The organism is Robertmurraya sp. (genome assembly GCF_036676585.1).
Classification (GTDB): domain Bacteria; phylum Bacillota; class Bacilli; order Bacillales; family Cytobacillaceae; genus Robertmurraya_A.
Map to the genome: position 1 here is coordinate 1 of NZ_JAKFCQ010000169.1, position 5,882 is coordinate 5,882.

Here is a 5,882-nt window from a genome sequence, read left to right on the forward strand (position 1 = left end):
TATACAGAATTATAGAAGTAGAGCAAGAGATTTATTTAACTCTTTAATTTTACTACCTATTCATCTTATACTAACATGGATTTTCAAATAAAGCAAGTCCTTTCGTCTGTTTTTTGATCTATCCCAACAAAACAATCCTCTATTCCAACAAAATCTAACCAGCATAAAATCTTTTGGATTCACGCTTGCATTCCTTGAATCTGTAGGTTAGACTAGGTACATCAAATCAGAAACACAAAGGAGAGAAGAAATGAATGGTTACGAACGGGCTTACGCTTTGATGGGAGAAATATACAATAACTTCAGTCGTGCAGATAAGCTTTGGTTCCACGCTGAAGAACCAGCACTAATGCACTTGAGTCTTGGCATGCACCTACGAAACCATGCTAGCCTGTGGCAAGATGCTTGGGAACCTGAACTGATCGGTGATGTTGACCATTCACCTGATCATCCAGATGCAATCAGTAATAAAGTGATTAGGGATTTTCAATCTGAAACTAAACGGCTGGAAGCTGAGAAACGTAAGGGGGGCGAAGATGACTGATAAAGATCCTGTAAAGCATTGCACCCTATACAAAGATGAGGGTTGTGCCCATGTAGACGGAATGCTGTGCGACTTCAGTACTTGCAGTATGAGGATTAACTACGAAAACAAATACCTTGCACTAGTAAAACTTGTAGAAGAGCATAATCGATCGTGTGATACTGAGTGTAGTGCTAACGCCAAATATTGTATTGATTACCTAGCTGTAGGTCGTCGCTGCTCAGACTGCCCTGAATATTACAAGGTGAATATCTGATGACCCACCAATTCAGAGACCACGACATAGACGAAATCTTCGTCATCACATCCCCTAAGAACACTCTCCTCCACATTAGCTATCTAGGAGCTACAGAGGAGACGTTCTACACTAGGGCTGATATAGTACGGTTACTTGATATTATTGATGGGAAGGAAGAGGGAGTGATGAGGAAATGACAACAGTTGTCAACAAATATAAAGTTAATATGGACGATCCAGATATTGTATACATTGGTAGGGGTTCGATTTGGGGAAATCCGTTCTCATTTAAACAAGGTACAAAGGCTTTGTATAAGAGTGAATCGCGAGAAGAGTCAATCGAAAGCTATAGGAATTATCTTTGGGATGCTATTAAATCTGGAGATGTTACAAAAGGAATGCTCCTAGAACTGGATGGTAAACGATTAGCATGTTACTGTGCTCCGCAGACTTGTCATGGTGACGTATTGGTCAGGGCTATTCAATGGGCTAAGGAATCTAAATGACTTATCTATTCTTGTGGCTCATCTGCTCTATATGCAGCTTTTACCTCCTGCGCAACTACATCACATCCAACCTGAGCCGCTTACCCTCTCCACCAGAGAACATCGCTCAGGCTATGAGAAATGCCGCTAAAAGAGACGATTCGATTGATGAATTATACAATGTTCCAGACAATGTTATCTGTGCGTTGTTCTGGACGATTCTTTTGGTAGAAAGCTTATTGATCTGGCCAATCAATTTGTGTATTCTTGTTTGGTGGCAGGTATTCGATAAACAAGACTTTTCAGATTTTAGAGGGGTGTGAGATGAAACGAGTAATTGAATATAGGTATGACTCTTGGGTAGAAGGTTGTGGTTGCTGCTCAAACAGTTCGTCAACTTATGATCTTTACGAAGATGACATTTTAGTGTCGCAGGATAATTGGTGTGATTACTGTGAAAACGAAAAAGATTTAAGAGAGGCTCTTGAACACCTAGAACCTTTTCATATTGACTCTAATAGTAGGTGGTTCTGATGATTAGGCATGAAACTGAAGAAGAGTTCTTTACCAGAATGAAAGAGTTGGCAAACAAACTTGACAATGGTGAGAGTGTCCAAACTGTTGACTCTATAAGTTTTGAAGATATTGAGGAGTATCTTCTCTACTCATGTGGAACATTCAACACAGAGGACTGCATCAGTGCTGAAGATATTGGTAAATTAATTTTTAAGAAAGGAGAATAGATAATGTTGGAAATTAAACGTACTGATTCTGGTAGGTATTATATAACACTAGATGGCGTAACCATCAAAGGCGGCATGTACACAGAAGGTGAGGCTAAGAGCTACCTTGTCAGCTATAAGAACATATGGGATGCTGGATATAAATTTGCAAAGGATGAAGAAGAATGACAATCAATAAATCCGCTTATGAAGCGATATTAGCAAAAGCCATAGAATCAGAAGACACCCTCAACCTTCTAGAAACATCCATAGAAGCAACGGGTGAACTTGCGTATCAGCCAGTGTTTGATGGGTTTTCTGTAGAGCTTGACAGCATTAAGGTATGGGCTCAATCTTATATTGACCAAGCCATTCAGGAGGAACAAAATGCAGTTATGAATAACTTCCTTGCTGAGTTGAAAGCGGTGTTTGATAAGTATTCTGCCCAGATGGAAGTTGGTAGTAATGCTACAGGATATGGTGAATCTTACGGGGGAGGTATATCTGTTGGTGTGAAGCTCACTGCCACGTTTGAAGGGACGACAGCTATTAGGGAAATTAATAAGGCTGTTATTGTTGGGAGCGATCTGATCTAATGAAGCCTCAGGAGATTGATAAACTTAGAATGTTGGACACTAATGGATGTTGGGGAAGTCTTCAGCAAGTTTTACTAGACCCAAATATTAATCAAATTGGTTACGCTGAAGCTCTGTACCATTTGCTTGCTAAAGCTGTTGAAGAGCGTGGGTATTACGAGAAAATGTACCAGAAATTCTTTAACGTAATTACGGCGGCAGGATTGATGAGTAATGAACTGCTTGAATTAGAGGAGAAGTTATGAGAAAGTCTAATATGGAAGTACATGTAAATTTTCTTGCGGGGACATCCATTGAGGATGCTTGCACAGAGGCTAATGCTTATGCTGTCAAGAATAATCTTGCGATTGTCAGATTTGATTTCAATGGCATCAGTTGCGCTATCAGTCAGAGGTGTGATGTATTGAAAGCTTGTGAGAAGTTCCATGAAGCGCTTAAAGAGGGTTCGGAGCGTAAATTCTTTGTAGAATAGTGAGATAAAGGTTGCAAACGGGTTGGAAATGTGAGAGTGTGTACACACGGATAAACCAAAAGGGAGAAAAGCAATGCCGTGTTATGATTCAAGAGATGATGACGATAGGAAAGAGAATGCACGATTAGTTGTAGAGCAAGCAAAGAAAATTGATGACCTGACTGACATGCTTTGTGGAATGTGTGCTAAAGTAAAGTTTGAAGACCTTGATCAGAAGGTAAGGGGTTGGTATTCAAGACACCTTGACGCTGATCGTAAACGAGTGCAGGATACTTTTAAGGAGAAGTTTGAGGTGTTTATTAGTAGGGTTGTTGATATGAGTGGTGAAGAGCTGCGTAAGATTGAAGAGATTCTTGATTCTATTGAAAGTAAATAACTAGAAGGAAATACTGATGGGCGCGAAACAACGGCAGATTATGATGGAAGTGGACGGATTAGAAGTAGCCGTACCTAGGACTCGCACACGTAAAACTAAAGTAGGAGGTTCTGCTGTAAATCGTGACAAATTTGCTGAAGAAAAAGTATTTAACGCAATGCCATTCACACCAATTGGTGATGCTCAGAAACTTGGTGCGTATTACTTGCAAGAAGGTCGTAAGATTGTAGCACTGCAAGGCCCAGCAGGTGGTGGGAAGTCAATTCTTGCAGCTTGGCATGCAGCCAACCTCTTGCGTGAGAAGAGTATCCACAAACTCTTTCTTGTCCGTCCATATGAATCTTGCGGTCGTACAATAGGCGCGGTTCCCGGTTCCGAAACAGAAAAATTGGCAGTAATTTTTACAAGTATCCTTGAACATCTGAGTAAGTTTCTTGGTAAAGCTCAGCTTGCATATATGCTTGAAAAGAAAGTTGTAGAATTCAAAAGTGTTGAATGGCTGCGTGGGTATAGTTTTGAAGATGGGGTGTTCGTCTTGTGCGAAGAGGCTCAAGGATTTGATACTGACTTGATGCAAATGATGACTACAAGGGTTGGTGATGGTGCTCAACTTTGCTTGACGGGCGACTGGCGTCAAAAGGACATCAGAAAAGAAACAGGTCTTTCATACCTAAGCCAATTGCTTGAGTCCATTAAAGAAAACCCGCCAAAGTTTCTTGATAAAGAAGATATTTACGAACTTGAAAACAACATCGGGTTTGTAAACTTCACTTTTGAGGATAGTGGTCGTCGTAGTAAACTAACCAAAGCACTTGTAAAAGCATTTTATTTCGAAAAGGAGCGTAACTAATGTCAGATATCTCTATGACACAAAAACCAAGTCAACTTATTAGCAAGAGCTTCGTAAGTAATGAATACAATCTTTACTTACACGGAGAAATCTCTCATGATGCTGACGAATATCTAGAGCACTTTGCTGTATACCACCAAGCGGGTCCAGAAGACCTCATCCGACTCTGGATACAATCACCGGGCGGCAGTGTCTCTGTAGGACATCAATACATCCAACACATGAATCGTTGTGGTGCAACTATTGTAGCTGTGATTGGTATGGGTACGGCCAGCGAAGGCACAGCTATTTGTCTTGCGGCAGATGATTGGGAAGTTGATGAAATGTCCACTTTCCTTGTCCACGGCTTCAGCTATGGGACATATGGCCACGAAGCACAAGTTTATAACACTGCCGCATTTAACAAGAAACTGAATGAACGTTCTTTGCGCAACACTTACAGTGGATTTTTGACGGAAAATGAAATCCTTGAGGCTCTGAAAGGTGTAGACTTGCTGTTTGATGGTGATGAACTCAAAGAACGTCTTCAAGGTTTCAAAGAGTATCGTGCAAGTCAACCTTGTAATTGTGGTCAAGCTGATTGCCCTAAAAATGCTCAGCTTCAAGCACTTGCAGAAATGGAAGACGAAGAAGACTTTGATTCAATGCCTACATTGCAAGAGATCGTGGCTGATGCTGTAAAAGATGGAATTGCAGCATATGAAAAGTCCCGGTTGGCTGCTGAAAAGAAAGCATCCCGCACAAAAGCTACAAAAGTTGTAGAGAAAACTGAATAAATCACTTGACCTGAACAATGTCCGGGCTTACAATGACGGACATTAACAAACAAAGGAGAGAAAATTATGGGTGAGTTTTTAGGCCTATGTGCTTGGACATTTTTGACAGTGGTTATCACGGTTACTGTCACTGAGTACAGTGTGAATGCTCAAGACACAAATAAACTTTTGTCAGAAGTGTGCACAAAAAATAGTGGAATCAATACAAGTAAAATTGTTATTGATGCTTGGAAGTTTAAGTGTAACGATGGTGCAGTATTTATCATTGACCGGAAGAGTAAATAAGGAGAACAACATGAAACTCAAACATCAATTGTCAGCCCGTAAATACCAACGTATTGCTCAAGACCCACAGGCAGAGATTGCTGTAGTTCATTATCGTGATTCAAAAGATTTCTATAAGATTCATGAGGCTAAACAAGCGTTCTTGGTTGGTGATAAACTTTATGCCTGTGTCTACACAAAGAATGGTAAAGATGTTACACACGTTCGTTGGGATGTTAGTGAAGGAACTCCACGTAAAGATTCTGTGACATATCATACACTTGGGTTTATTAATATTTTCTGAGGCTATTATTTTGAATCAATTTGTAGAATATTCTGAAGACGTAGAAAGTGTTGAGAACACAAGTATTGGTAATTGGATTGATCACGACCAAGTTGGAGCTAGTCATGCTTTGGGAGAAGATGTAATTTCAGCCATTGAAGAGGTGTTGGGGTATGAGTGATAGCGCATATGATTGTTTCTTAGACGCTGAACTTGAAAAATATTACGAAGGTCTCGAAGAAGACCTAGAAACAGAAGATTGGGACGGCCCTTACCC

13 protein-coding genes are annotated in these 5,882 nt (G+C 40.4%); all 13 read left to right on the top strand.

Annotation, left to right across the window (positions count from 1 at the left end; translation table 11 throughout):
* The first annotated feature begins 250 nt into the window (after positions 1-250).
* The 13 genes from ACGLXV_RS22070 to ACGLXV_RS22130 all read left to right on the top strand — a co-directional run bounded on the left by ACGLXV_RS22070 (position 251) and on the right by ACGLXV_RS22130 (position 5,786).
* Positions 251-544 (top strand): ADP-ribosylation factor GTPase-activating family protein, encoded by a 294-nt coding sequence (locus ACGLXV_RS22070; RefSeq protein WP_391560311.1) that lies wholly within the window; start codon positions 251-253, stop codon positions 542-544.
* A gap of 431 nt (positions 545-975) precedes the next feature.
* Positions 976-1,287: a DUF4326 domain-containing protein gene (locus ACGLXV_RS22075; protein WP_391560312.1), complete on the top strand. Its 312-nt coding sequence runs from the start codon at positions 976-978 to the stop codon at positions 1,285-1,287.
* A gap of 512 nt (positions 1,288-1,799) precedes the next feature.
* On the top strand, positions 1,800-2,009 hold the full coding sequence (locus ACGLXV_RS22080; protein ID WP_391560313.1) for a hypothetical protein: 210 nt from the start codon (positions 1,800-1,802) through the stop codon (positions 2,007-2,009).
* 3 nt (positions 2,010-2,012) lie between these two features.
* Positions 2,013-2,177 (top strand): hypothetical protein, encoded by a 165-nt coding sequence (locus tag ACGLXV_RS22085; RefSeq protein ID WP_391560314.1) that lies wholly within the window; start codon positions 2,013-2,015, stop codon positions 2,175-2,177.
* The gene (locus ACGLXV_RS22090) at positions 2,174-2,584 is read left to right on the top strand and encodes a hypothetical protein (protein ID WP_391560315.1); all 411 of its coding nucleotides are present in this window, start codon (positions 2,174-2,176) and stop codon (positions 2,582-2,584) included. The genes ACGLXV_RS22085 and ACGLXV_RS22090 overlap by 4 nt, the downstream gene beginning before the upstream one ends.
* 29 nt (positions 2,585-2,613) lie before the next feature.
* Entirely contained in the window at positions 2,614-2,829 is a 216-nt protein-coding gene (locus tag ACGLXV_RS22095; RefSeq protein WP_391560316.1) for a hypothetical protein, read from the top strand.
* The gene (locus ACGLXV_RS22100; protein ID WP_391560317.1) at positions 2,826-3,056 is read left to right on the top strand and encodes a hypothetical protein; all 231 of its coding nucleotides are present in this window, start codon (positions 2,826-2,828) and stop codon (positions 3,054-3,056) included. Before ACGLXV_RS22095 ends, ACGLXV_RS22100 begins: the two co-directional genes overlap by 4 nt.
* Positions 3,057-3,129: 73 nt before the next feature.
* Positions 3,130-3,432 carry a hypothetical protein gene (locus ACGLXV_RS22105; protein WP_391560318.1) on the top strand — a complete coding sequence of 101 codons (303 nt, stop codon included), beginning with the start codon at positions 3,130-3,132 and terminating at the stop codon, positions 3,430-3,432.
* A gap of 16 nt (positions 3,433-3,448) precedes the next feature.
* Positions 3,449-4,282, top strand: coding sequence for a PhoH family protein (locus ACGLXV_RS22110; RefSeq protein ID WP_391560319.1), 834 nt, complete (start codon positions 3,449-3,451; stop codon positions 4,280-4,282).
* The gene (locus ACGLXV_RS22115; RefSeq protein WP_391560320.1) at positions 4,282-5,058 is read left to right on the top strand and encodes an ATP-dependent Clp protease proteolytic subunit; all 777 of its coding nucleotides are present in this window, start codon (positions 4,282-4,284) and stop codon (positions 5,056-5,058) included. Before ACGLXV_RS22110 ends, ACGLXV_RS22115 begins: the two co-directional genes overlap by 1 nt.
* A gap of 66 nt (positions 5,059-5,124) precedes the next feature.
* Positions 5,125-5,343 (top strand): hypothetical protein, encoded by a 219-nt coding sequence (locus tag ACGLXV_RS22120; RefSeq protein ID WP_391560321.1) that lies wholly within the window; start codon positions 5,125-5,127, stop codon positions 5,341-5,343.
* 10 nt (positions 5,344-5,353) lie between these two features.
* A complete protein-coding gene (locus ACGLXV_RS22125; RefSeq protein WP_391560322.1) occupies positions 5,354-5,626 on the top strand; it encodes a hypothetical protein in 273 nt (90 codons plus the stop codon).
* 10 nt (positions 5,627-5,636) lie between these two features.
* A complete protein-coding gene (locus ACGLXV_RS22130; protein ID WP_391560323.1) occupies positions 5,637-5,786 on the top strand; it encodes a hypothetical protein in 150 nt (49 codons plus the stop codon).
* The last annotated feature ends 96 nt before the right edge of the window (positions 5,787-5,882 follow it).

Coding starts and splice junctions, on each gene's coding strand:
- ACGLXV_RS22125 (WP_391560322.1), top strand. CDS start 5,354: ATGAAACTCAAACATCAATTGTCAGCCCGTAAATACCAACGTATTGCT.
- ACGLXV_RS22095 (WP_391560316.1), top strand. CDS start 2,614: ATGTTGGACACTAATGGATGTTGGGGAAGTCTTCAGCAAGTTTTACTA.
- ACGLXV_RS22100 (WP_391560317.1), top strand. CDS start 2,826: ATGAGAAAGTCTAATATGGAAGTACATGTAAATTTTCTTGCGGGGACA.
- ACGLXV_RS22085 (WP_391560314.1), top strand. CDS start 2,013: ATGTTGGAAATTAAACGTACTGATTCTGGTAGGTATTATATAACACTA.
- ACGLXV_RS22105 (WP_391560318.1), top strand. CDS start 3,130: ATGCCGTGTTATGATTCAAGAGATGATGACGATAGGAAAGAGAATGCA.
- ACGLXV_RS22075 (WP_391560312.1), top strand. CDS start 976: ATGACAACAGTTGTCAACAAATATAAAGTTAATATGGACGATCCAGAT.
- ACGLXV_RS22110 (WP_391560319.1), top strand. CDS start 3,449: ATGGGCGCGAAACAACGGCAGATTATGATGGAAGTGGACGGATTAGAA.
- ACGLXV_RS22090 (WP_391560315.1), top strand. CDS start 2,174: ATGACAATCAATAAATCCGCTTATGAAGCGATATTAGCAAAAGCCATA.
- ACGLXV_RS22070 (WP_391560311.1), top strand. CDS start 251: ATGAATGGTTACGAACGGGCTTACGCTTTGATGGGAGAAATATACAAT.
- ACGLXV_RS22080 (WP_391560313.1), top strand. CDS start 1,800: ATGATTAGGCATGAAACTGAAGAAGAGTTCTTTACCAGAATGAAAGAG.
- ACGLXV_RS22115 (WP_391560320.1), top strand. CDS start 4,282: ATGTCAGATATCTCTATGACACAAAAACCAAGTCAACTTATTAGCAAG.
- ACGLXV_RS22120 (WP_391560321.1), top strand. CDS start 5,125: ATGGGTGAGTTTTTAGGCCTATGTGCTTGGACATTTTTGACAGTGGTT.